24 protein-coding genes and 1 other RNA gene are annotated in these 19,353 nt (G+C 59.4%); 10 read left to right on the top strand and 15 right to left on the bottom strand.

All coding sequences use genetic code 11. The annotated features are described in order from the left end of the window. The first annotated feature begins 58 nt into the window (after positions 1 to 58). Positions 59 to 286, top strand: coding sequence for a putative hemolysin (locus AC2FJ6_RS06560; protein WP_170769130.1), 228 nt, complete (start codon positions 59 to 61; stop codon positions 284 to 286). Between the two features lie 6 nt (positions 287 to 292). Here the strand turns inward: AC2FJ6_RS06560 and AC2FJ6_RS06555 are convergent, their stop codons facing one another. Together AC2FJ6_RS06555 and mgtE are read right to left on the bottom strand one after the other, a co-directional pair. Continuing rightward, on the bottom strand, positions 293 to 850 hold the full coding sequence (locus AC2FJ6_RS06555) for a 5-formyltetrahydrofolate cyclo-ligase (RefSeq protein ID WP_170769129.1): 558 nt from the start codon (positions 848 to 850) through the stop codon (positions 293 to 295). Further along, positions 847 to 2,241, bottom strand: coding sequence for a magnesium transporter (gene mgtE, locus AC2FJ6_RS06550; protein WP_170769128.1), 1,395 nt, complete (start codon positions 2,239 to 2,241; stop codon positions 847 to 849). The genes AC2FJ6_RS06555 and mgtE overlap by 4 nt, the downstream gene beginning before the upstream one ends. A gap of 141 nt (positions 2,242 to 2,382) precedes the next feature. Here mgtE and guaD point away from each other — a divergent pair, with 141 nt between their 5' ends. After that, entirely contained in the window at positions 2,383 to 3,669 is a 1,287-nt protein-coding gene (gene guaD / locus AC2FJ6_RS06545) for a guanine deaminase (RefSeq protein ID WP_170769824.1), read from the top strand. Positions 3,670 to 3,728: 59 nt separating this feature from the next. Here the strand turns inward: guaD and AC2FJ6_RS06540 are convergent, their stop codons facing one another. The 3 genes from AC2FJ6_RS06540 to AC2FJ6_RS06530 all read right to left on the bottom strand — a co-directional run bounded on the left by AC2FJ6_RS06540 (position 3,729) and on the right by AC2FJ6_RS06530 (position 6,388). Continuing rightward, complete coding sequence (locus AC2FJ6_RS06540; RefSeq protein WP_170769127.1) at positions 3,729 to 5,063, bottom strand: 8-oxoguanine deaminase; 1,335 nt, start codon at positions 5,061 to 5,063, stop codon at positions 3,729 to 3,731. Between the two features lie 117 nt (positions 5,064 to 5,180). Then, entirely contained in the window at positions 5,181 to 5,972 is a 792-nt protein-coding gene (gene hisN, locus AC2FJ6_RS06535; protein ID WP_170769126.1) for a histidinol-phosphatase, read from the bottom strand. Positions 5,973 to 6,016: 44 nt separating this feature from the next. Next, a complete protein-coding gene (locus tag AC2FJ6_RS06530; protein ID WP_170769125.1) occupies positions 6,017 to 6,388 on the bottom strand; it encodes a helix-turn-helix domain-containing protein in 372 nt (123 codons plus the stop codon). Between the two features lie 335 nt (positions 6,389 to 6,723). Here AC2FJ6_RS06530 and AC2FJ6_RS06525 point away from each other — a divergent pair, with 335 nt between their 5' ends. After that, the gene (locus AC2FJ6_RS06525; RefSeq protein ID WP_170783976.1) at positions 6,724 to 7,680 is read left to right on the top strand and encodes an NADPH:quinone oxidoreductase family protein; all 957 of its coding nucleotides are present in this window, start codon (positions 6,724 to 6,726) and stop codon (positions 7,678 to 7,680) included. On the opposite strand, the gene AC2FJ6_RS06520 is transcribed toward AC2FJ6_RS06525, so the two are convergent. After that, entirely contained in the window at positions 7,677 to 8,558 is an 882-nt protein-coding gene (locus tag AC2FJ6_RS06520; protein WP_170769123.1) for a LysR family transcriptional regulator, read from the bottom strand. The genes AC2FJ6_RS06525 and AC2FJ6_RS06520 overlap by 4 nt on opposite strands. 127 nt (positions 8,559 to 8,685) lie before the next feature. Here AC2FJ6_RS06520 and AC2FJ6_RS06515 point away from each other — a divergent pair, with 127 nt between their 5' ends. Both AC2FJ6_RS06515 and AC2FJ6_RS06510 read left to right on the top strand, forming a co-directional pair. Continuing rightward, a complete protein-coding gene (locus tag AC2FJ6_RS06515; RefSeq protein ID WP_170769122.1) occupies positions 8,686 to 8,895 on the top strand; it encodes a DUF1127 domain-containing protein in 210 nt (69 codons plus the stop codon). Positions 8,896 to 9,076: 181 nt separating this feature from the next. Beyond that, positions 9,077 to 9,847, top strand: a complete 771-nt coding sequence (locus tag AC2FJ6_RS06510; protein WP_170769121.1) for a Bax inhibitor-1/YccA family protein — start codon at positions 9,077 to 9,079, stop codon at positions 9,845 to 9,847. Positions 9,848 to 9,986: 139 nt separating this feature from the next. Here the strand turns inward: AC2FJ6_RS06510 and AC2FJ6_RS06505 are convergent, their stop codons facing one another. After that, positions 9,987 to 10,493 (bottom strand): hypothetical protein, encoded by a 507-nt coding sequence (locus AC2FJ6_RS06505; protein WP_170769120.1) that lies wholly within the window; start codon positions 10,491 to 10,493, stop codon positions 9,987 to 9,989. 205 nt (positions 10,494 to 10,698) lie between these two features. After that, positions 10,699 to 10,866 (bottom strand): 50S ribosomal protein L33, encoded by a 168-nt coding sequence (rpmG, locus tag AC2FJ6_RS06500; protein ID WP_010441901.1) that lies wholly within the window; start codon positions 10,864 to 10,866, stop codon positions 10,699 to 10,701. A gap of 293 nt (positions 10,867 to 11,159) precedes the next feature. Between rpmG and AC2FJ6_RS06495 the strand changes: the two genes are divergently transcribed. Beyond that, entirely contained in the window at positions 11,160 to 11,795 is a 636-nt protein-coding gene (locus AC2FJ6_RS06495; protein ID WP_170769119.1) for a DUF1326 domain-containing protein, read from the top strand. Beyond that, positions 11,796 to 12,638 carry a DUF2182 domain-containing protein gene (locus tag AC2FJ6_RS06490; RefSeq protein ID WP_496668685.1) on the top strand — a complete coding sequence of 281 codons (843 nt, stop codon included), beginning with the start codon at positions 11,796 to 11,798 and terminating at the stop codon, positions 12,636 to 12,638. Between the two features lie 8 nt (positions 12,639 to 12,646). Here the strand turns inward: AC2FJ6_RS06490 and rnpB are convergent. The 5 genes from rnpB to gatC form a co-directional block, all read right to left on the bottom strand. Further along, an RNA gene (rnpB, locus tag AC2FJ6_RS06485) (RNase P RNA component class A) lies at positions 12,647 to 13,040 on the bottom strand. A gap of 126 nt (positions 13,041 to 13,166) precedes the next feature. After that, the gene (locus AC2FJ6_RS06480; RefSeq protein ID WP_170769117.1) at positions 13,167 to 13,883 is read right to left on the bottom strand and encodes an N-acetylmuramoyl-L-alanine amidase; all 717 of its coding nucleotides are present in this window, start codon (positions 13,881 to 13,883) and stop codon (positions 13,167 to 13,169) included. Then, the gene (locus AC2FJ6_RS06475; protein WP_170769116.1) at positions 13,834 to 14,562 is read right to left on the bottom strand and encodes a hypothetical protein; all 729 of its coding nucleotides are present in this window, start codon (positions 14,560 to 14,562) and stop codon (positions 13,834 to 13,836) included. Before AC2FJ6_RS06475 ends, AC2FJ6_RS06480 begins: the two co-directional genes overlap by 50 nt. Before the next feature lie 40 nt (positions 14,563 to 14,602). Beyond that, the gene (gene gatA / locus AC2FJ6_RS06470) at positions 14,603 to 16,090 is read right to left on the bottom strand and encodes an Asp-tRNA(Asn)/Glu-tRNA(Gln) amidotransferase subunit GatA (RefSeq protein ID WP_170769115.1); all 1,488 of its coding nucleotides are present in this window, start codon (positions 16,088 to 16,090) and stop codon (positions 14,603 to 14,605) included. Between the two features lie 3 nt (positions 16,091 to 16,093). After that, positions 16,094 to 16,381, bottom strand: a complete 288-nt coding sequence (gene gatC, locus AC2FJ6_RS06465; RefSeq protein WP_170325838.1) for an Asp-tRNA(Asn)/Glu-tRNA(Gln) amidotransferase subunit GatC — start codon at positions 16,379 to 16,381, stop codon at positions 16,094 to 16,096. Positions 16,382 to 16,607: 226 nt separating this feature from the next. On the opposite strand from gatC, the gene AC2FJ6_RS06460 reads away from it, so the two are divergent. Together AC2FJ6_RS06460 and AC2FJ6_RS06455 are read left to right on the top strand one after the other, a co-directional pair. Then, positions 16,608 to 16,766 carry a hypothetical protein gene (locus tag AC2FJ6_RS06460; protein ID WP_170769114.1) on the top strand — a complete coding sequence of 53 codons (159 nt, stop codon included), beginning with the start codon at positions 16,608 to 16,610 and terminating at the stop codon, positions 16,764 to 16,766. 123 nt (positions 16,767 to 16,889) lie between these two features. Beyond that, positions 16,890 to 17,453, top strand: coding sequence for a DUF4202 domain-containing protein (locus tag AC2FJ6_RS06455; protein WP_170769113.1), 564 nt, complete (start codon positions 16,890 to 16,892; stop codon positions 17,451 to 17,453). Here the strand turns inward: AC2FJ6_RS06455 and AC2FJ6_RS06450 are convergent. Continuing rightward, positions 17,450 to 18,100: a ceramidase domain-containing protein gene (locus AC2FJ6_RS06450; protein WP_170769112.1), complete on the bottom strand. Its 651-nt coding sequence runs from the start codon at positions 18,098 to 18,100 to the stop codon at positions 17,450 to 17,452. The two genes, AC2FJ6_RS06455 and AC2FJ6_RS06450, sit on opposite strands and share 4 nt — an antisense overlap. A gap of 59 nt (positions 18,101 to 18,159) precedes the next feature. Here AC2FJ6_RS06450 and AC2FJ6_RS06445 point away from each other — a divergent pair, with 59 nt between their 5' ends. Beyond that, the gene (locus tag AC2FJ6_RS06445) at positions 18,160 to 18,852 is read left to right on the top strand and encodes a metal-dependent hydrolase (protein WP_170769111.1); all 693 of its coding nucleotides are present in this window, start codon (positions 18,160 to 18,162) and stop codon (positions 18,850 to 18,852) included. On the opposite strand, the gene AC2FJ6_RS06440 is transcribed toward AC2FJ6_RS06445, so the two are convergent. Beyond that, positions 18,842 to 19,300 (bottom strand): nucleoside deaminase, encoded by a 459-nt coding sequence (locus tag AC2FJ6_RS06440; RefSeq protein WP_496668683.1) that lies wholly within the window; start codon positions 19,298 to 19,300, stop codon positions 18,842 to 18,844. The genes AC2FJ6_RS06445 and AC2FJ6_RS06440 overlap by 11 nt on opposite strands. Positions 19,301 to 19,353 lie beyond the last annotated feature (53 nt).

Genomic DNA, 19,353 nt, shown 5'->3' with positions numbered 1-19,353 from the left:
GAGCACAAGTGGTTAAACTCATGTCATAAACTGCCAATACCATTCATCGGAGCGTTTCATGACCCGCCTATACCTACCTGCCCTTCTGCTGATCCCCCTCGCTGCATGCGAACCTGCGTCTGATAACTCGGCACAACTGGCCAACCCTGCGGCGACGTTCTGTGTCGAAAGCGGCGGCGAATATCGCATTGTCGACGGGGCCGATGGCCAAAGCGGGCGGTGTACCCTGCCCGATGGGCGCGATTTGGATGCGTGGGAGTATTTCCGCGAAAACCATGCGGGGTGAGCGGCGTTAAAACGTCAGAACCCGGCTTTCCGTGATCACCATGTCCAAGGGCTGATCGGTCGGCTCCAGCGGCAGGCCCTCGGCCTCTTGTGCGTCAAAGGCGAAACCAATGGCCAGTGTCGGGCGTTTGGCGCGCAGTCCCTCCAGCGTGCGGTCATAGAATCCACCGCCATAGCCCAGCCGTCCACCCTGCGCATCAAAGGCCACCAGCGGCACGATCAGGATTTCCGGGTCAAAATAATCGTCGACCTCCGGCACCTTGGCCCCGAAAGGGCCGTCTTTTAGAGCGCCTTCGGGGGTCCAGTGCGAAAACTTCAGCGGCTGCGCGGCAGCTTGGATCACGGGCACGCCGACCGGACCATAGGCCGAAGCCTCGGCCATGGCGGGCAGCGGATCAATCTCGGTGCGGATGGGCATGTAGCCCGAGATCGGCACGCCCCGGTGCCCGGCCAACACTTCGGACAAACGCCCTGCCGCACCGGGAAGTCGCGTGTCAAAGGCAGCCTTTCGACGCGCAAAGGCCGCCTTGCGCGCGGCGGCTTTGATTTCGGTCAGATCGGTCACAGTAGCACCACGCTGGCAAGTCCCAGAAAGATGAAGAACCCCATGACATCCGTTGTCGTCGTCACAAAGGTCCCCGACGCCAGCGCCGGGTCAACGCCCAGACGATCCAGCACCACCGGTACTACCGTACCCGCAAACCCCGCGATCACCATGTTCACGACCAAGGCCGACCCGATCACGACACCCAGCATCGGAGAATCAAACCACATCATCCCAACCGTGCCCAGCACGATGGCAAAACACAGCCCGTTCAGAAGTCCCACCAGCAATTCCCGCCGGATCACCCTCATCACGTTGGCGTTGGTCAGGTCGCGCGTCGCCAGCGCTCGCACCGCGACTGTAAGCGACTGCGTACCTGCATTGCCCCCCATCGAAGCCACGATCGGCATCAGGATCGCCAGCGCCACCAGCTGATCAATTGCTGCCTCGAATTGCGAAATCACCAGCGAGGCACAGATCGCCGTGCACAGATTCACCGCCAACCACGGCAGCCGTCGCTTGCTGGTATTCGCCACACTGTCCGAGATTGAGCTTTCGTCGCTAACCCCAGCCAAACGCAGGATATCTTCCTCGTGCTCTTCATCCAGAACCACCATGGCGTCGTCGATGGTAATGACACCAACCAACCGCCCATCAGCATCCACCACCGGGGCCGAGATCAGGTGGTACTGGTTGAACGCATAGGCCACGTCCTCTTCATCCTGATCGACCGGAATAATGTGCAGCTCTTCATCGGCCAGATCGGCCAGCCGCACTTCGCGGCGCGCCGCCATAAGCTTGCCCAGTGTCACCTGCGCCACAGGTTTCAGGCGCGGATCGACCATGACGACATAGTAGAATTGCTCGGGCAGATCGTCATTGGCGCGCATGAAATCGATGGCCTGACCCACCGTCCAATGTTCGGGCGACATGACCACTTCGCGCTGCATGAGGCGACCGGCCGAGTTCTCGGGGTAAGACAGCGCCTGCTCTGCCGCGATCCGCTCGGAATCCTCCAGCGCGTCCAGAATGGCCTCTTGCTGCGGCTCTTCGAGGTCCTCCAGCAAGTCGACAACATCGTCGCTTTCCATCTCGCGCACGGCGTCGGCGAGAACGTCGGGCTTGAGAATGCCGATGATCTCTTCCCGCACGGCCTCGTCAAGTTCGGACAAGATGTCGCCGTCGAACTCTTTGTCATACAGCCGGATCAGCTGGGCGCGGTCGTACGGGTTGATCTGTTCCAGAAGGTCGGCGATGTCAGCGGCGTGCAGCGGCTCCATAAGCTCAACCAGCTTGTCGCGGTCATCCACATCGACAGCATAAAGAATTGCCGTGATAGCCTTCGGGTCCAGCGCATAAACGTCGTCGTCACTGGTCGACTCGACTTGGGGTTCGTCAATGCCTGTGGTCATGTCTGCCCCCGCTATCCTTCGGTCATTGCCCTTTAAATAGAAGAAGCAGCTACCGGAAAACAATGACAATGCGCCGATTTACCCAGAAGTTTCCCGCGCCTATGCTATTTGACGGTCCCATACAGGCGGAGATGAATGAAAATGGCGCAGAAAACGCTGCTGAAAGGGCGTGTGCTCAGCTTTACCGGTTCCCCGTTCGAGGGCGAGCCAACCGACGCCGTTGAGTTCAGCGAAGCAGTGGTGGTCGAGGGTGGCCATATCGCCGCGGTGGGTGATGCCGATACGCTGCGCTCTGCGCATCCCGACGCGCAGGTGGTCGATCACGGCCAGCACGTGATCATGGCCGGATTTGTGGACGCGCATGTGCACTATCCACAGACCGCGATGATTGCCAGCTGGGGCAAGCGTCTGATCGACTGGTTGAACACCTATACCTTCCCCGAAGAGATGAAGTTCGGCGACCCGACCTATGCCGCCGAAATTGCAAACCGCTATCTGGACCTAACAGCGGCCCATGGCACCACGACAATGTGCAGCTTTTGCACCATTCACCCCGAAAGCGTCGATGCGTTCTTTGCGGCTGCACAAGCGCGCAACCAGCGTGTGGTGGCAGGCAAGACCTGCATGGACCGCAACGCGCCCGAGGGGCTGCGGGACACTGCGAAAACGGCCTATGACCAATCGGAGGTATTGCTAGAGAAATGGCATCGTGTTGACCGTTTAACCTATGCTATCACACCGCGGTTTTCACCGACATCCACGCCTGAACAGCTTGAGGCGATGGGCGCGCTGTGGGCCGAGCACCCTCATTGTCTAATGCAGACCCATCTGAGTGAACAAACGGATGAAATCGCCTGGGTCCGCGAGTTGTTTCCCGAGGCGCGCGACTATCTGGATACTTACGAGAAATTCGGTCTTCTGGGTTCGCATGGGGTCTATGGTCACGTCATCCATCTGGAGGCGCGCGAGCGCGACCGCCTGCGCGAGGTGGACGCGGCGCTGATCCATTGCCCGACCTCGAACACCTTCATTGGCTCGGGCCTGTTCGATATGACCGGATTGATGCATGACGGGCATCGGGTCGGGTTGGCCACGGATACGGGCGGCGGGTCGAGTTTCTCGATGCTGCATACAATGGCCTCGGCCTATGAGATCGGACAACTGCGCGGCGCGCCTCTGCATGCGGCGCAACTGTTGTGGTTGGGCACGGTCGGATCGGCGCGGTCGCTGCGGTTGGACGATCGGATTGGCAATATCGCACTGGGGATGGAGGCGGATCTGGTCGTGCTTGATCTGGCCTCGACCCCGGCCATCGCGCAGCGCGAGGCTTGTGCGGATGATATATGGGAGGCGATCTTCCCGACCATCATGATGGGGGATGATCGCGCCATTGCCGAGGTTTGGATCGGTGGGGCCGCTGTCGCGTGAGGGAATGCGCCTTGCGGCGCATGCCTCCGGCGGAGGTATTTTTGAACAGAAGAAGAGTTTCAGCTTTGCAGGGCTCGCGCCAGCGCGTTTTGCCGTTCGATCACACGTGGCAGGTCCAGAGTGGTGATAGCCCCGCCGCGCACGATTTGGCGGCCTTCGACGAACAAATGTTTCACCTTCATCGGCCCGGACAGCAACAGCGCCGCCGGGTCCCAACTGCCTGCGCTTTCGATACCGCCTATGTCCCAGATGGCGATATCTGCGCGCTTGCCCGGCGCTAACCGGCCGCAATCGGGGCGGTTGAGGACATCAGCACCGCCTCGGGTTGCGATTTCAAGCGCCTCGCGGGAGGACATCGCATCCGCGCCATCGGCGACCCGTTGGAGGAGCATGGCCTGTCGCGCCTCGAGCACCAGGCTGCCATTGTCATTGCTGGCCGAGCCATCCGCGCCCAGCCCAACTGGCACGCCGCAATCGCGCATTTTCCGAACCGGCGCGATCCCTGAGCCCAGCCGACAGTTTGAACAGGGGCAATGGGCAACGCCGGTCTGTGTGCGGGCGAATAGGTCGATCTCGGCCCCGTCCAGCTTGACGCAATGGGCGTGCCACACATCGGGGCCGGTCCAGCCCAGATCTTCGGCGTATTGACCGGGGCGGCAGCCGAATTGCGCCTGGGAATAGGCGATATCCTCATCGTTTTCGGCAAGATGAGTGTGCAGCATCACGCCCTTGTCTCGCGCCAGTACGGCTGTGTCGCGCATCAGGTCACGGCTAACCGAAAACGGAGAGCATGGAGCCAGGCCGACCCGGCACATTGCGCCTTCGGACGCATCATGAAAGGCGTCGACGACGCGGATCATATCGTTGAGGATTGCATCCTCGGTTTCGATCAGCGCATCCGGGGGCAGGCCACCATCGCTTTCACCGATGCTCATCGCGCCACGGGTCGGGTGGAAACGCAGGCCGACCTCGACGGCGGCGGCGATGGTGTCGTCCAGCCGTGCACCGTTGGGGTAGAGGTACAAGTGGTCCGAGCTAAGTGTACAGCCTGACAGTGCCAATTCGGCCAACCCAATCTGGGCTGAGGTAAACATTTCATCCGGTCCGAACCGTGCCCAGATGGGGTAGAGCGTTTTCAGCCAACCAAAGAGCAGCGCATCCTGCCCGCCAGGTACGGCGCGGGTTAGGGTTTGGTAAAGATGGTGATGTGTATTCACCAAACCAGGTGTCACCACGCATCCTGACGCGTCATGGATTTCTCCGGTCGTGGTCAGGCGCCGCCCGATCTGCGCAATCTGACCGTTTTGGATCAGAATATCGGCCCCGCGCAATTCGCGGCGCGTGTCATCCATCGTGAGGATGGTATCTGCGTGTTTGATAAGGATTTCGGTCATCTCGCCCCTCCGTCGCATCAACCCGTCTCATGCTTGGAGAATGCGGGCTGGCGGAAAACGGGCGTAAGAACCAACCGGGCAGAAAATAACCGACCGGGCAGGTCCGGGCAACCGGATTCAGTATTGGCGCAAGATATCCAGCGCAGCGGCGTGCAGATCGGCATTGGCCGCTGCCAGAGCGCGACCGCCGTCGTGGGCGGGACCACCCTGCCAGTCGGTGACGATGCCGCCAGCGGCCTCGATCACGGCAATGGGTGCCTGGATGTCATAGGCGTGCAAACCGGCCTCGATCACCAGATCCACCTGCCCGGCGGCCAGCAAGGCATAGGCGTAGCAATCCATGCCATATCGCGTGAGGCGCGCGTGCCGCGCCACGGCCTCGAACCCGGCGCGTTCTTCCGGGGTGCCGACCTCGGGGAAAGTGGTGAACACGATGGCCTGATCCAGCGAGGATGTCGCCCGCGTGTCCAAAGGCCGGGTTCCCGTGGGTCCGCTGACCTGCGCGATATCGACCGAGCCCACGAACCGTTCACCAATATAGGGCTGATCAATGACCCCCATGATCGGCCCGTCAGCGCTGCTGAGCGCAATCAGAACACCCCATGTGGGTGTCCCGCTGATGAACCCGCGCGTGCCGTCGATCGGGTCCAAGACCCAGGTTCTGCCGCTGCTGCCCTGCACCTGACCGAATTCTTCTCCCAAAATTCCGTCATCAGGGCGATGTTTGGCCAGAATGTCGCGCATTACACGCTCGGCCTCACGATCGGCGATCGTCACCGGATCGAACCCCTGTGACAGCTTGTTCGAGGTTTCCAGATTTGCTTGGCGGAAAAACGGAAGAATGGCCGCGCGCGCTGCGTCGGCCATTTCTTCTGCTACGTCCAGATCGGTCAGAATAGGCTGTGTCATGCGCTACCCGTGCGGGGCACACGCATCAAAGTCAACCCGCTTAATCAGGCAACGTCGCTGAGAACACGCGCCAGTTCGAACAGTCGACGGCGCTGGTTTTCCGGGATCGCATAGTAGGACCGAACCAAATCCAACGCCTCTTTGTCTCCCATCAGATCAGCAGGCACCGATTTCTTGCTTGAGGTTTCCTTCTCAGCCTCTTCCAAACCTTCGAAGAAAAAGCTGACCGGAACATCCAGCGCTTCGGCGATGTCCCACAAACGCGACGCACTGATGCGGTTCGCACCCGTTTCGTATTTCTGAATCTGCTGGAACTTGATACCAACTTGCTGCGCCAGTTGCTGCTGGGTCATTCCAATCAGCCAGCGGCGATGCCGGACGCGCTTGCCCACATGGACATCGACGTGATGGGTCATTGGTATTCTCCTCTACTACACAACTACCGGGGACGTGCGATATATTTCATCATCGCATAACTAACGAGCAGTTCTTAACCGCTCACTAAGTTGGAACATGCCCCCAAATCAGCACCATAGCGCACTATTGCCCTATTTGCGTTTTTTTTTCAAGAAGGTTGAGTAAGATTTCAAGGGTAAGGATTTGTGGTTGTGCGATGCGCACACATAATACCTCTATGTTTATTGCATTATGTATATATTAGCGTTCGTGCCAGTTTTTTGCGCGCAAGGTCACTGATTGACAATTCAACCAGAAAACGAATCTACTCCGCCCAAAATCACGGAGCACCTTTATGCTGGCCTACAGAATCTCATCGAAAGGCGCGGACGCTCAGCTGTGCGATATCGCGCTCCCTGACCCTGGTCCAGGGCAGATTCGCGTCGCCATCAAGGCCTGCGGTCTGAACTTCGCGGATCTGCTGATGCAGAAGGGCACCTATCAGGACACCCCCTCAGCCCCCTTCACGCAAGGGATGGAAATTTCTGGTGTTGTCGATCAGCTTGGCCCGGATGTGACAACCTTGTCCGTAGGGGATCGTGTGGCTGTCTATTCAGGTCAGGGCGGTTTGGCGGAATTTGGGGTGTTCGACGCAGATCGTGCGATCCCCCTACCCGCTTCGACGAGCTTTGAGGACGCCGCCGCCATCCAAATTGCATATGGAACCAGTCACATTGCGCTGGATCACCGCGCCCGATTGCAGCCGGGTGAAACCTTGCTGGTCACAGGGGCTGCTGGTGGCGTCGGATTGACGGCTGTCGAAATCGGCAAGTTGATGGGGGCCACGGTGATTGCGCAGGCGCGCGGGGCGGAAAAGCTGGAGGTCGCGCGCACCGCAGGAGCCGATCACCTGATTGACGCCTCCGAAGATCTTCGGTCGCGCGTGAAGGAATTGGGTGGCGCCGATGTGGTCTATGACGCCATCGGCGGCGACGTGTTCCAGGCCGCCTTTCGTGCCACTAATCCCGAGGGCCGTCTGCTGCCCATCGGGTTCGCGGGCGGCGACGTGCCACAAATCCCCGCCAATCACCTTCTGGTCAAGAACTTGACTGTCATCGGCTTTTACATCGGCGGCTATCTGAGATTCCGCCCTCAGATCGTGCAGGACAGCTTCGCCACCCTATTTCGCTGGCATTCGGAGGGGAAAATCAAACCCCATATCAGCCATACCCTGCCCCTGACCGAGGCCGCGCAAGGCCTGCAACTGCTGAGGGACCGTGCGGCCACAGGCAAGGTCGTCATCACACCCTAGCCCGCGACAGCCTTCAACGGTGTCCCCGCCATGATGCGGAAATTCTGTCGTACCAGCGCCGCCAGGGCTTCGATGATTTCCCCGCGACCCGAGTCGCCGCCGTAAAGGTTGATCATTTGAACCGGTAGATCAGGAAGAGCACCGCCCGATTCGATCAGCTCAAGATGGGCGGCCTCAGTGCCTTCCAGCATGGCCGAGACAGCCAGATCGGCGCTGACCGTGGCCTCGATGGTGCGGTCATCTTCGGAATCAACGGCCAGTTCCCAAGGAATATCGGCTCCGTCCAGTGCGCTGATGACCTTGGGCCGAAACAGACAGCGTCGCCCCTCAGCCAAGGGGATCGGTCGCTTGCGCCATGCCGACCCACCCGGCGCGCCAACCCAGCGCAGAGGCAATTCGGCAATCGTTTCCGCCCCTTCCGCGGCGTTTGATTCCGTCGTCAGGATCAGATCGCATTCGCCTTTCCTATACATCTCTTTCAGCTGCATCGAAAACGACGAGAACAACTGTACCTTCACGCGTGGGAAATCAGCGTTGAATCGCTTCAGAACCCTTGGAATCGCGGGGTAAACGATGTCGTGCGGCACACCCAGAACGACCTCGCCCTCGAACGCCTGATCGGTGAGCTTCGAGATCACCTCGTCATTCAACGCAATCATGCGGCGTGCATAAGCCAGCAGTTGCTCCCCCGATGCCGTCAGCGCAATTGTGCGTCCGCTGCGGTCCAGCAACTCAAGCCCCAGCAGTTCCTCCAGCCGTTTCAACTGCATCGATACCGCAGATTGCGTCAGGTGCAAAAAACCGGCTGCCCGCGTTACGCCGCCTTGATCGGCAACCGCCACGAATGAGCGCAGAGTGGTGATGTCCAGATTTCTCATCTTCACGATCCCTTATGCATTCCGTCAAAAATATTCATTTTTAAAATGTGTCATATCGGGACATATAGATCAAGGAAGTTGATGGAAATTCTAAAAATCATCGGAAATGAAAGAAAGGACAATACCTATGACCCAGATTGCGCTGACATCCCGCTGCAAACCGCATCGCCGGTTTTCCGTTTTGACTCTGTTGGACGCCTTATCCCTGCTTCGCCAGCGCCACAAGCTGGCCCGATTGGACGACCGCGCATTGAAAGACATCGGTATCACCCGCGAACAAGCCGAAGCCGAGGCTGCTCGCCCCATTTGGGATGCGCCGGATTTCTGGCAAAAGTAATTTCTGAATGTATCTTTTTCTCATCAATGGCGACCCGCGTCAGCAGGTCGCCATTTTTGTTGCGTGTTTTAGCCAGTTTCCAGCGTTAAACTCTTGAAACACAGCCCCCACTTGCCGATATTTGCGGGGAAGGCGTCTCGCTTGCAGACGCACCAAAGAATTAACGAAGGGAGACCCTTTTATGGCACAATTTGACACGATCCGGACGGCGGCCGGCGCGCGCGCTGCCCAGATTGACGAGGGCCTGCGCGCCCATATGAATAAAGTCTACGGCACCATGTCCGTGGGCATGCTGATTACTTTTGCTGCTGCATGGGCGATTGCCGGCATGGCTGTATCCAGCGTTCCGACCGAATACCAGATCAGCGCGAACACGTATCTGACCCAATTCGGCGCGACCTTGTTCACATCGCCCCTGAAATGGGTGATCATGTTTGCCCCGCTGGCTTTTGTGTTCGGCTTTGGCGCAGCAATCAACCGTCTGTCGGCAGCAGCGGCTCAGCTGGTGTTCTACACCTTCGCCGCAGTGATGGGTATTTCGATCAGCTGGATTTTCCTGGTCTTCACCGGTCAGTCGATCATCCAAGTCTTCCTAATCACCTCGATCGCCTTTGCCGGCCTTTCGCTGTATGGCTATACGACCAAAAAAGACCTGTCGGCCATGGGCACATTCCTGATCATGGGCGTGATCGGCCTGATCGTTGCGTCCGTTGTGAACATCTTCATCGCCTCGTCGGCCATCGCGTTCGCAGTTTCCGTTCTGGGTGTCCTGATCTTCGCAGGCCTGACCGCGTATGACACGCAGAACATCAAGACAACCTACCTGCAAATGGCCCATTCGGGCGATCAGGAATGGTTGGGCAAGGCCGCAATCATGGGCGCGCTGAGCCTGTATCTGGACTTCATCAATATGTTCATGTTCCTGCTGCAACTGTTCGGCAACCGCGAATAAGCAACCGATACACATCAAACAAAGGGCGGGTTATTGACCCGCCCTTTTTCATTTGCGCCTGAAGATCCAAGGCCTATCGGGCAAAAGAAAAAGCCCCCACCCAGATGGGCGAGGGCTTTGGAGTTCTCTCAGACCGGGATCAGCTACAGTTCAACGCAACCGCGAAGCCCGAGCTGCGCGAGGACGAACCTTTGCGGAATACGTCTCCGGCGGGTAGGCATCCGGTGAACTGTTCGGCGTTCCGGCCAAAGGCGGCACCGATTTCGTTGTCCACGCGAGTGCTGTTGTTAGCTGTACGCAGCACGCCATAGGGCGTGCCATTCACATTGACCGTGCTTAGGAACAAGTTGGTACCCGAGCCATTCAGAACAACCGCGTTGCTATCTCCGCGCCCGCCATTGTCGATTGCGACGCGCGCGACTTTCTGGGCTTCAGTCTCGCCTGTCGACACCGAGACCGGCGTCAATTCCGCCAGATCAGCTGGGATGTTCCGCGACTCGGGAACAAATGCGACAGTGCCCGGCACGTCCGAGGATGTCCGGGGCTCTCCGCTAAGGCCAGCAAAGCCGACGCCCTGACGGTTATAGAGATCTTCGCAGCCCGCAAGGGCCAGAACGGTGATTGTGGATAACAAGATTTTTTTCATGACGGCCAACATTTTGGAACGGTTAGCTGAAGCGTATGGGCAAGGTGTCCCAAAAAGCAACCCGCACCTCATTCGAATGCGCAGGTGGCTGATGCGCCGCTGCAACGGACTGGTGCTGACCTCAGCGCAACTGGATGCCGATCGAACATGAAAAAGGGCTGCGCCGTGGCGCAACCCTTTTAAACTGTCCAAGCGGATCGGCAGATTACTTGATCTTGCCTTCCTTGTACTCGACATGCTTCCGAGCGACCGGATCGTATTTACGAATGGTCATTTTTTCGGTCATGGTGCGCGCGTTCTTTTTGGTCACGTAGAAGTGGCCCGTGCCCGCGGTCGAGTTCAGACGGATCTTGATTGTCGTCGGCTTCGCCATGGTTATCTCCTGCGTCCGGAAAGGCAGGGGCCTTTCGGTTGAATTCCTATGAGCGTGCGCTTTTACCCGGTCGCGCAGCCGAGTCAACCGGAATCGGGCCGAATTGCGCAGTTTTCCAATCGAGTTTCCGACAACAAGCCTGCCCTCGTTTGGCGAGATCACGGTTCCGTGATAGTGTGCATCCAGTTTGTCAAACCAAGACGTCGGAAATCGACGCGACAGTTGAGGCACAGATCTGACGGCAACCCCTGACCGAGTAGTTCTTTTTTGTGCAAATTTACTTGGGGGCAATCATGACAGAATGGACAATTCAGGCTGAAGAGCTGGCCAATTGCAACTGCAATTTCGGCTGCCCGTGCCAGTTCAGCGTTCTTCCCACCCATGGCAACTGTGAAGCTGTTGTCGTCTATGACATTGAGTCCGGCCATTACGGCGACACTGACCTTGCCGGGGTCCGCGCCGCTGGCGTGTACTACTGGCCCGGCCCGATTCACGAAGGAAACGGTCAGATGCAGTTGATCATCGACGAAAGCGCCAGCGACGCGCAACGTGCGGCTTTACAAGCCATCATGACCGGTCAAGACACGGACGAAATGGCGACCTTCTGGTATGTTTACAGCGCCATGGCACCGACCAAACATGAGACGCTGTATCTGCCCATCGAACTGGACTGGTCGCGTGAGGACCGCACAGGCTATGCTAAGGTGAAAGGTATTTTCGACCTGAATGTCAGGCCGATCCCCCATATCGTTTCAGGTCAACCGCACCGTGCGGCGATCCAGCTGCCCAACGGGTTCGAATACCGACACGCAGAATCAGCCTCGGGCACGACCACCACCCATGGGGGTGAGATCAGCCTGAGCTTTGATGCGACCCATGCCCATCTGGCGCATCTGAATATCTCGGGCCATGGCGTTCTGGGCGCTTAGATGAAACCAAATCCATCTGCACCCACGCCTGGGGTGGTCGAGCAAGTGCTGCGTCGTGACGGCAGTATCGTGCTGTTCTGCGTTCTGATGATCGTGTTGTTTGCCTGTTGGTATACGGTTGCGGGCATCGGCATGAACATGACGGCGGTTGATATGACCGCGATGGCCGGACCGATCGGCACTCCGATGCAAATGGGCGGCGAGGTTCATTGGTCCCTAAGCTATGGCATTCTGATCTTCCTGATGTGGTGGGTCATGATGGTTGCCATGATGACACCCAGCGCGGCACCAACGGTGCTGCTGTATACGGCGATCAAACGAATGGGATCTGAGCGGGCGCGCTCAACCCGGCTGAGCCTTTTGTTTCTAAGTGGGTATCTCGTCGCATGGGCCGCCTTCAGTATGCTCGCAACCGGCAGCCAATGGGGGTTGGAGCAGATCGGCCTGTCGGACGGGCCGATGATGACGATCCGGTCCGAGGTCTTTGCAGGTACTGTTTTGCTGGCCGCTGGTCTCTATCAGCTTTCCAGCCTCAAGACGGCCTGTCTGCGCCATTGCCGTAGTCCGGCACGGTTTCTGGCCGACCACAACCGTCCCGGCCCCTATGGCGCGTTTCGCGTCGGCGTGTTGCATGGGCTTTACTGTCTGGGATGTTGCTGGGCGTTGATGCTGCTGCTGTTCGTTGGCGGCGTGATGAACCTCTATTGGATCGCCGGTATCGCGCTTTATGTCGGGTTGGAGAAACTACTTCCGCAGGCGCGGTGGTTGGTCCCGGCAACCGGGGTTGCGCTGATCATCGCCGGTATCTGGGTGGTCGGGCGTGGGGTCTTGCCGCTTGCTTAGAGCGGAATATGCGCGGAGGGCCTGTAAGCCGGATCTTGTTCCGGGGTTGCCCCCTTCGATGACCATTCCTCTAGGCCGTGCATTGCTGCGCGGCTCAAGCTGCCAACCCGGTCCCTCTGGGCCAAGACAGGCTTAGCGGCGGTATCGGCGGACGCCGACCGGCCCGCGCGGGGACCCTATTTGGCATTGCTCCCGGTGGGGCTTGCCGTGCCGCCCCTGTTGCCAGCGGCGCGGTGGGCTCTTACCCCACCGTTTCACCCTTACCACACGCGTGTGGCGGTCTGATTTCTGTGGCGCTTTCCGTCGGGTTGCCCCGCCCGGGCGTTACCCGGCACCGTTGTCTTGTGGAGTCCGGACTTTCCTCTCGGGCCCTTGGGCCCCAGCGGCCATCCGGCCCTCCGCGCGTGGGATGGGTTAGGCGTTGGGCCCAGCGGCGTCAAGAGTTGATCGGTGGGTAGAAGGGGCCAACCCCTTCTTGGCCTGCGGCCAATTCAACCCCGGGATATTTTTGGCCAGATGAAGGGCGGATCATGCGCTAGTGGTTGGCGGTATCAAGGGAATGAAGTCTTCGGCGGTCAGGGGTCCGGTCGCCCAGGGGCGGTATCTGAGGCGGATTGTTGACAGAAGCGTCTTGTCATTCGCGTCTGCGGTATATCCGGCCGCTTGGGTGCAGGCACGGAAGGATGCGGGCGAGGTGTCTTGCGGGGGTGCGCTGTTGCCGCGGCTGGCGGCAAGCGCCTGGCGTTCCAACCTTAGCCAGTCGAACCGGGGGCCGGGGTCGATTTTGCGGCCCGGAGCCATGTCGGAATGACCAATAATGCCGGTTTCGGGGATATTCCAGCGGGTCATGATGGCAGGTAACAGGGCCTCAAGCGAGGTCATCAGCGGATCGGAAAAGGGGTGATCGCCGCGATTATCCAATTCGATCCCAATGGAGCGCGAGTTTATGTCGCTTTGCCCCATCCACTCCCCCGCGCCCGCATGCCACGCACGGTCTGTTTCCTGCACCATGTGCCAGAGCGTTCCGTCTGCGCCGATCAGGTAGTGGGCCGAGACCTCGTATTGCGGATCGCACAGGCGGGTCAGCGCGGCTTGCGCGCTGCTCATCGCTGTATAGTGCAGGACGATCAGGCTGGGTTTCAGGCTATCCCGTCGCGGACCAAAGTTGGGCGACGGGTGCCAGATCGGGCTCAGCTCAGTTTGCGACGGCACTGCGGAACGGGCTTGGGTCCCAGCTGCATGCATAGCCATCCCCATCCGGGTCCAGACCCTTGCGGTCGCGTTGCGGGCCGCCGTTGGCCAAGAACTCGATCTGCGCTTGATCCGCCGAGGGGAACTTGGCGCAGTTGCGCTGCGCTTTGGCTTGCAGGTTGAACCCCGCCCGGCTGTAGAGCTGTGTTCCGACCGGGTTGGATGTATTCAGCGCATATTGGACGATATTAGGCTGTCCGTCGGTGCCACGCTGCGGGACCGCGGTAGGGGCGACCACTTCGTAGGTCTGGCGATTTTGCTCGATCCGGGCCGCGTCCGATTCGATCGTGCGTCGGTCGGATACAGCGGCGAAATCCTGTTCGTCAGAGATGGTGTTGTTGCTTGGGATCGCGGTTTGAACCGGGGCCGTCGTGGCCGGATCAAAGCCGCCAACTGGCTGCGCATTGGACGTGCTGGCCAAGGCTGCCGCCGTGGCCGAGGCCAAGTCGGCATTTTCACCTGTCGGGGGCAGCGCGGAGCCCGGCGCACCCAGAGCCTGTTCAGACACATCTACGGGACCGGTCAGCGGGTTGCCCGTATATCCCTGCCCCGTCAGCGCGGCCTCGCGCTGTGCTTGATAGGAGGGTGTGTTGAACCCGGCGCCCTGAATGGGGGCCACCGTATTGCAGGCGGTTACAAGCCCGAGTGCGGGGATCAGAAGCGTGATGCGCATCCTGCTGCTCCGTGTTGCGATGTCTTGCCTTGGCCCAGACCTACCACCATTTGCCCGGCTTGGCCACAAAGCCTGCCGCGTTTTCCAGCGCGTAGGCCGTATTTAGCAGATCACCCTCTTCCCAAGGGCGACCGATCAGTTGCAGACCCAGCGGCAACCCTTGCGCATCCAGTCCGGCGGGGACTGAAACACCCGGAAGACCGGCGAGGTTCACCGTGACGGTGAAGACGTCGTTCAGATACATCTGGACCGGATCGGCCTCGGTCATCTCGCCAAGACCAAACGAGGCCGACGGGGTGGCCGGGGTCAGGATCGCATCGACACCTGCGGCGAAGACATCCTCAAAGTCTTTCTTGATCAGGGTGCGCACGCGGCGGGCGCGGTTGTAATAGGCGTCGTAGAAACCAGCCGACAGCACATAAGTGCCGATCATCACGCGGCGCTGTACCTCGTGGCCGAAGCCCTCGGCGCGGGTTTTCTCGTACATCTCGGTGATGCCATCGCCTTGCGCCAGATGCGCGCGGCGGCCATAGCGAACACCGTCATAACGGGCGAGGTTCGAGGACGCCTCGGCCGGAGCAATCACGTAATAGGCTGGCAGCGCGTATTTCGTGTGGGGAAGCGAGATATCGACGATCTCGGCCCCTGCGTCCTTCAGCATCGCAGCGCCATCGGCCCAAAGCTTTTCGATCTCGGCGGGCATTCCGTCCATGCGGTATTCTTTCGGAATACCGATCTTTTTACCTTTGATATCGCCGGTCAGCATCGCTTCGAAGTTGGGTACGGCCAGCTCGGCGCTGGTTGAATCCTTGGGGTCATGGCCACACATGGTTTCCAGCATGATCGCCGCATCGCGCACGTTCTTGGTCATCGGACCGGCCTGATCCAGCGAGGAGGCAAAGGCCACGATGCCCCAGCGCGAGCAGCGGCCATATGTGGGTTTGATGCCGGTGATGCCAACAAAAGCGGCAGGCTGACGGATCGAGCCGCCGGTATCGGTGCCGGTTGCCGCCAGACAAAGGTCGGCAGCCACAGCAGACGCCGAACCTCCCGACGAGCCGCCAGGTGTCAGTTGCGCGTCGTCATTGCCGCGCCGCCACGGGCTGACCGCGTTTCCGTAGACCGAGGTTTCGTTGGACGAGCCCATGGCGAATTCGTCCATGTTCAGCTTGCCCAGCATCACGGCACCGGCATCGGCCAGTTGCTGAGACACAGTGGATTCGTATTCCGGCTTGAAGCCTTCCAGAATCTTCGAGGCCGCCTGCGAGGGCACGCCCTTGGTGCAGAACAGATCCTTGATGCCGATCGGCAGACCACACATGGAAGGCGCGTCGCCTTCCTTGATGCGTGCGTCCGCGGCCTTGGCGCGCTCCAGCGCGATCTCGGGCGTTTTGTGGACAAAAGCGTTCAGCGCGTCGGCGTCATCAATCGCTTTAAGGCAGGATTCGGTCAGCTCGACCGAGGTCACATCACCCTTGCGCAGCGCATCGCGGGCCTCGGCCAGGCCCAGTTTGTTCAGATCGCTCATGTCTTACTCCACCACTTTGGGGACTGCGAAAAAGCCTTCGCGGGCGTCGGGGGCGTTGGCCAGAACCTTGTCCTGCTGGTTTCCGTCGGTGACCACATCCTCGCGCCGTTTCAGGCGCATCGGCTCGACCGAGACCATGGGCTCGACGCCTTCGACATCCACTTCGTTCAGTTGCTCGATGAACCCAAGGATGGTGTTGAACTCGGACGCCAGCGCGGGCAGCGCGTCATCCTCGACCTTGATCCGGGCCAGTTTGGCCACCTTGGCGGCGGTGCTTTGGTCAATCGACATCGGAAAACCTCTTGTGCGTTAGGGGGCATTTACCCGTCTGATGCCCCGGTCGCAAGAGCGGCAGAGGCCTGTTTTCCCCTGTCCCGGCCCAGACAGCGCCCTTGCGCCATCAATTCCGCATAGCTGTCATGCATAAAAGTAAACCAATTAGTTCATTTTTGCCCTTGAAAAACTAAACTGTACTGTTCATTTCATTTACACGGAAACGCTATATCGGAGAAAGACGATGAAAACGTTCATGACCGCCCTTGTACTGGCCTCGACCGTTCTGGCCGCCCAAGCACAGGCATTCGGGCCGACCATGGACAGCCTGACCCGCGACCTAAACTTCCCCGAAACGGTCGCAGAGCCTGTCTCGCAAGACAAAACGAAGGTCGGTAAATGATATGACCCCTTCGTCCGGGTCGGGAACTCCTCCTCCCGACCCGGGTTTTTACAATCATGTGCTGCGCTTAGCGTGATGACGCGTTACGATGCTCGAAAGATGTCTCATCCGACGGAGCCCCCGATGACCACCCGCAAGCAAGCCGTTCTGGACGCAATCGACGCGGCCAATACCCAAGACCCCACCCTTGAAGACGGTCAGCCGGCCGCATTGCTTTATGGCCAGCGGATGAGCGCCGAGCTGGACCGGCTGTTCCCTGACGCATCAGACCCGTTGCAGATCGCCGCGCGTGGACAGCATGTCGAGCGGTGGAAACTGGCGCGCAGCGAATACCCCGAAGGGCGCACGGGTTATCTGACCTGGCGCAAGGCACAAGCCGAACATCATGCCGAGGTGGTGGCCGGTCTCATGGAGCTTAGCGAATATGGTGCAGACGACATCGACGCGGCCCGGCGGATGCTGCGCAAACAAGGCATCAAGCGCGATGCCGAGGTTCAAGCGCTGGAAGATGTGATCTGTTTCGTCTTCCTAAAGTGGTACTTCGCGCCTTTTGCCGAAAAACACTCTGCCGAGAAAATCCAGAGCATAGTCGAAAAGACTGCCCGCAAGATGTCGGCTGAGGGTCGCGCGCGGGTATTGGGCGAATTCGACCTGCCCGCTGACCTTGCCGACGCCTTTCGGGGTTAAACCGTGCGGGTCATGTGCCTGCGGTAGACCTCGATCATCCAGCCCAGCATGGTGGCGTTCAGGATATGCCACATGAAATGCGTGCCCAACGGCAGGTGGCCGCAAATCGGTTCATCCAGCGCGCGGAACGTGATCGAGGCGATCAGGATCACCGCCCCAATCGCTAACCCTCGGGCCGCACCAGGTGCGCGATCGCGCAGCAGATAAGCATAGATCAGAATCAGTAAAGGTACCGGTGCGTAGGCCGATGACGCGCCCAGTCCCGGCACCAGTTGAAACAGTGGCACCGTCGCGGCAGCGTAGGGAATAAAGAGCGCGGTTACGGCTCCGGCATAAGCAGGTCGCATCTGCCAGACATCACGGTTGATGGCAAAGATATAGACCAGGATATACAGCACGATCGGCAGCACGTCCGCCATGGCGGCCCAGACCTGCGCATGAGTGTGAAACAGATAGCTACCCACGCCGATCGCCGCCAAAATCGCCACCAGCACCATTGCCAGCGCCATCCCCTGCCCACGCACCCGACGCCACATGATGAAAGCGGCAATCAGAAAGGCTGCGTTGGTCACGGCGTTTATGGGCTCGGCCCAATAGGCGGGCGACAAGCGCTCGCAATAGCTGTCAATTTCCTGAAACCAGTCCATAGAATTTTACATAGCCGATGCTAGGGTAAAGCCAACAGTCTGATTGGGAGGAATTATTCATGAATATCATTTGGCTGGGCCACGGCAGTTTCCGCATCGAAACCGGAGGACAAGTGCTGCTGCTCGACCCGTGGCTGACCGGAAATCCGGTTCTGCCCGAAGACCAGCACGACGCGGCGCTGGATGGTGCGACACATATCCTGCTGACGCATACGCATTTCGACCATGTGGTTGATGTTGTCTCGCTGGCAAAGCGCCTCAAGATTCCGGTGGTCGGCCAATACGATCTGATGGGGTATTGGAGCGAAGCTGAAGAGATCGAGACCGTTGGCTTCAACAAAGGTGGCACGGTAAACCTGAACGGCGTGATGGTGTCGATGGTTCCGGCCTCACACAGCTCGACCTTTTCCACGCCCGACGGCCTGCGTACCGGTGGCAGCGAAGTTGGGTTCATGATCGCGGGCGATGGACACATGCTCTATGTGTCGGGGGATACGGACATCATGGCCGATATGGACTGGATGGGCGATTACTACAAACCCGATATTGGGATCCTGTCAGCGGGTGGGCATTTCACCATGGATATGAATGGCGCTGCTTATGCGGCGCAGCGGTATTTCAACTTCAAAACCGTGATTCCCTGCCACTACAAGACCTTTCCGATTTTGGAGCAATCCGCTCAGCCCCTGACCGAAGGACTGCCTGGCGTCGATGTGATCGAACCCGAGGTGATGAAACCTATCACGCTTTAGGATCACGTCGCGCGGCAAAGAAGGCCTTCAGCAAGTCGACGGCCTCTTGCCCTGCGATACCATCGTAAACCTCGGGCGCGTGATGCGCCTGAGGATGCGTGAACACACGCGCCCCATGCGCCACCCCGCCCGATTTCGGATCGGCCGCACCATAGTAAATGCGCCGGATACGCGCCGCAGACAAAGCGGCAGCGCACATCGCGCAAGGCTCCAGCGTCACATAGAGGTCATGATCGGGTAGCCTCTCGGACCCCACCTCAGCACAAGCCGCACGCAGAACCAGAATCTCGGCATGCGCCGTTGGGTCGTTTAGTTCGCGCGTGCGGTTGCCCGCCGCAGCCACCACTTGGTCGCCCTGCACGATGACAGCGCCCACCGGAACCTCTCCACGATCGGCAGCTGCGCGGGCCTGTTCCAGCGCGATGTTCATAAAGGACTTGAAAGTCATGCCTCTGACTGCATCAGAAACCTGTCTTTCGCAAGTCGGCGGGATGCGCTATG

The organism is Ruegeria sp. CDSA089 (assembly GCF_059612205.1).
Note: the sequence above shows the minus strand (reverse complement) of the source record. Positions and strands in the feature narration are given on the sequence as shown.

Excerpts from the sequence above, each read along its gene's own strand:
- AC2FJ6_RS06495 (WP_170769119.1), top strand. The coding sequence starts at position 11,160 with ATGACAGAATGGACAATTCAGGCTGAAGAGCTGGCCAATTGCAACTGC.
- AC2FJ6_RS06560 (WP_170769130.1), top strand. The coding sequence starts at position 59 with ATGACCCGCCTATACCTACCTGCCCTTCTGCTGATCCCCCTCGCTGCA.
- AC2FJ6_RS06515 (WP_170769122.1), top strand. The coding sequence starts at position 8,686 with ATGACCCAGATTGCGCTGACATCCCGCTGCAAACCGCATCGCCGGTTT.
- gatA (WP_170769115.1), bottom strand. The coding sequence starts at position 16,090 with ATGAGCGATCTGAACAAACTGGGCCTGGCCGAGGCCCGCGATGCGCTG.
- AC2FJ6_RS06455 (WP_170769113.1), top strand. The coding sequence starts at position 16,890 with ATGACCACCCGCAAGCAAGCCGTTCTGGACGCAATCGACGCGGCCAAT.
- gatC (WP_170325838.1), bottom strand. The coding sequence starts at position 16,381 with ATGTCGATTGACCAAAGCACCGCCGCCAAGGTGGCCAAACTGGCCCGG.
- AC2FJ6_RS06520 (WP_170769123.1), bottom strand. The coding sequence starts at position 8,558 with ATGAGAAATCTGGACATCACCACTCTGCGCTCATTCGTGGCGGTTGCC.
- AC2FJ6_RS06445 (WP_170769111.1), top strand. The coding sequence starts at position 18,160 with ATGAATATCATTTGGCTGGGCCACGGCAGTTTCCGCATCGAAACCGGA.
- rpmG (WP_010441901.1), bottom strand. The coding sequence starts at position 10,866 with ATGGCGAAGCCGACGACAATCAAGATCCGTCTGAACTCGACCGCGGGC.
- AC2FJ6_RS06490 (WP_496668685.1), top strand. The coding sequence starts at position 11,796 with ATGAAACCAAATCCATCTGCACCCACGCCTGGGGTGGTCGAGCAAGTG.
- AC2FJ6_RS06530 (WP_170769125.1), bottom strand. The coding sequence starts at position 6,388 with ATGACCCATCACGTCGATGTCCATGTGGGCAAGCGCGTCCGGCATCGC.
- AC2FJ6_RS06540 (WP_170769127.1), bottom strand. The coding sequence starts at position 5,063 with ATGACCGAAATCCTTATCAAACACGCAGATACCATCCTCACGATGGAT.
- AC2FJ6_RS06440 (WP_496668683.1), bottom strand. The coding sequence starts at position 19,300 with ATGACTTTCAAGTCCTTTATGAACATCGCGCTGGAACAGGCCCGCGCA.
- AC2FJ6_RS06505 (WP_170769120.1), bottom strand. The coding sequence starts at position 10,493 with ATGAAAAAAATCTTGTTATCCACAATCACCGTTCTGGCCCTTGCGGGC.
- AC2FJ6_RS06475 (WP_170769116.1), bottom strand. The coding sequence starts at position 14,562 with ATGCGCATCACGCTTCTGATCCCCGCACTCGGGCTTGTAACCGCCTGC.
- AC2FJ6_RS06480 (WP_170769117.1), bottom strand. The coding sequence starts at position 13,883 with ATGCATGCAGCTGGGACCCAAGCCCGTTCCGCAGTGCCGTCGCAAACT.
- hisN (WP_170769126.1), bottom strand. The coding sequence starts at position 5,972 with ATGACACAGCCTATTCTGACCGATCTGGACGTAGCAGAAGAAATGGCC.
- AC2FJ6_RS06525 (WP_170783976.1), top strand. The coding sequence starts at position 6,724 with ATGCTGGCCTACAGAATCTCATCGAAAGGCGCGGACGCTCAGCTGTGC.
- AC2FJ6_RS06460 (WP_170769114.1), top strand. The coding sequence starts at position 16,608 with ATGAAAACGTTCATGACCGCCCTTGTACTGGCCTCGACCGTTCTGGCC.
- AC2FJ6_RS06450 (WP_170769112.1), bottom strand. The coding sequence starts at position 18,100 with ATGGACTGGTTTCAGGAAATTGACAGCTATTGCGAGCGCTTGTCGCCC.
- mgtE (WP_170769128.1), bottom strand. The coding sequence starts at position 2,241 with ATGACCACAGGCATTGACGAACCCCAAGTCGAGTCGACCAGTGACGAC.
- AC2FJ6_RS06510 (WP_170769121.1), top strand. The coding sequence starts at position 9,077 with ATGGCACAATTTGACACGATCCGGACGGCGGCCGGCGCGCGCGCTGCC.
- guaD (WP_170769824.1), top strand. The coding sequence starts at position 2,383 with ATGGCGCAGAAAACGCTGCTGAAAGGGCGTGTGCTCAGCTTTACCGGT.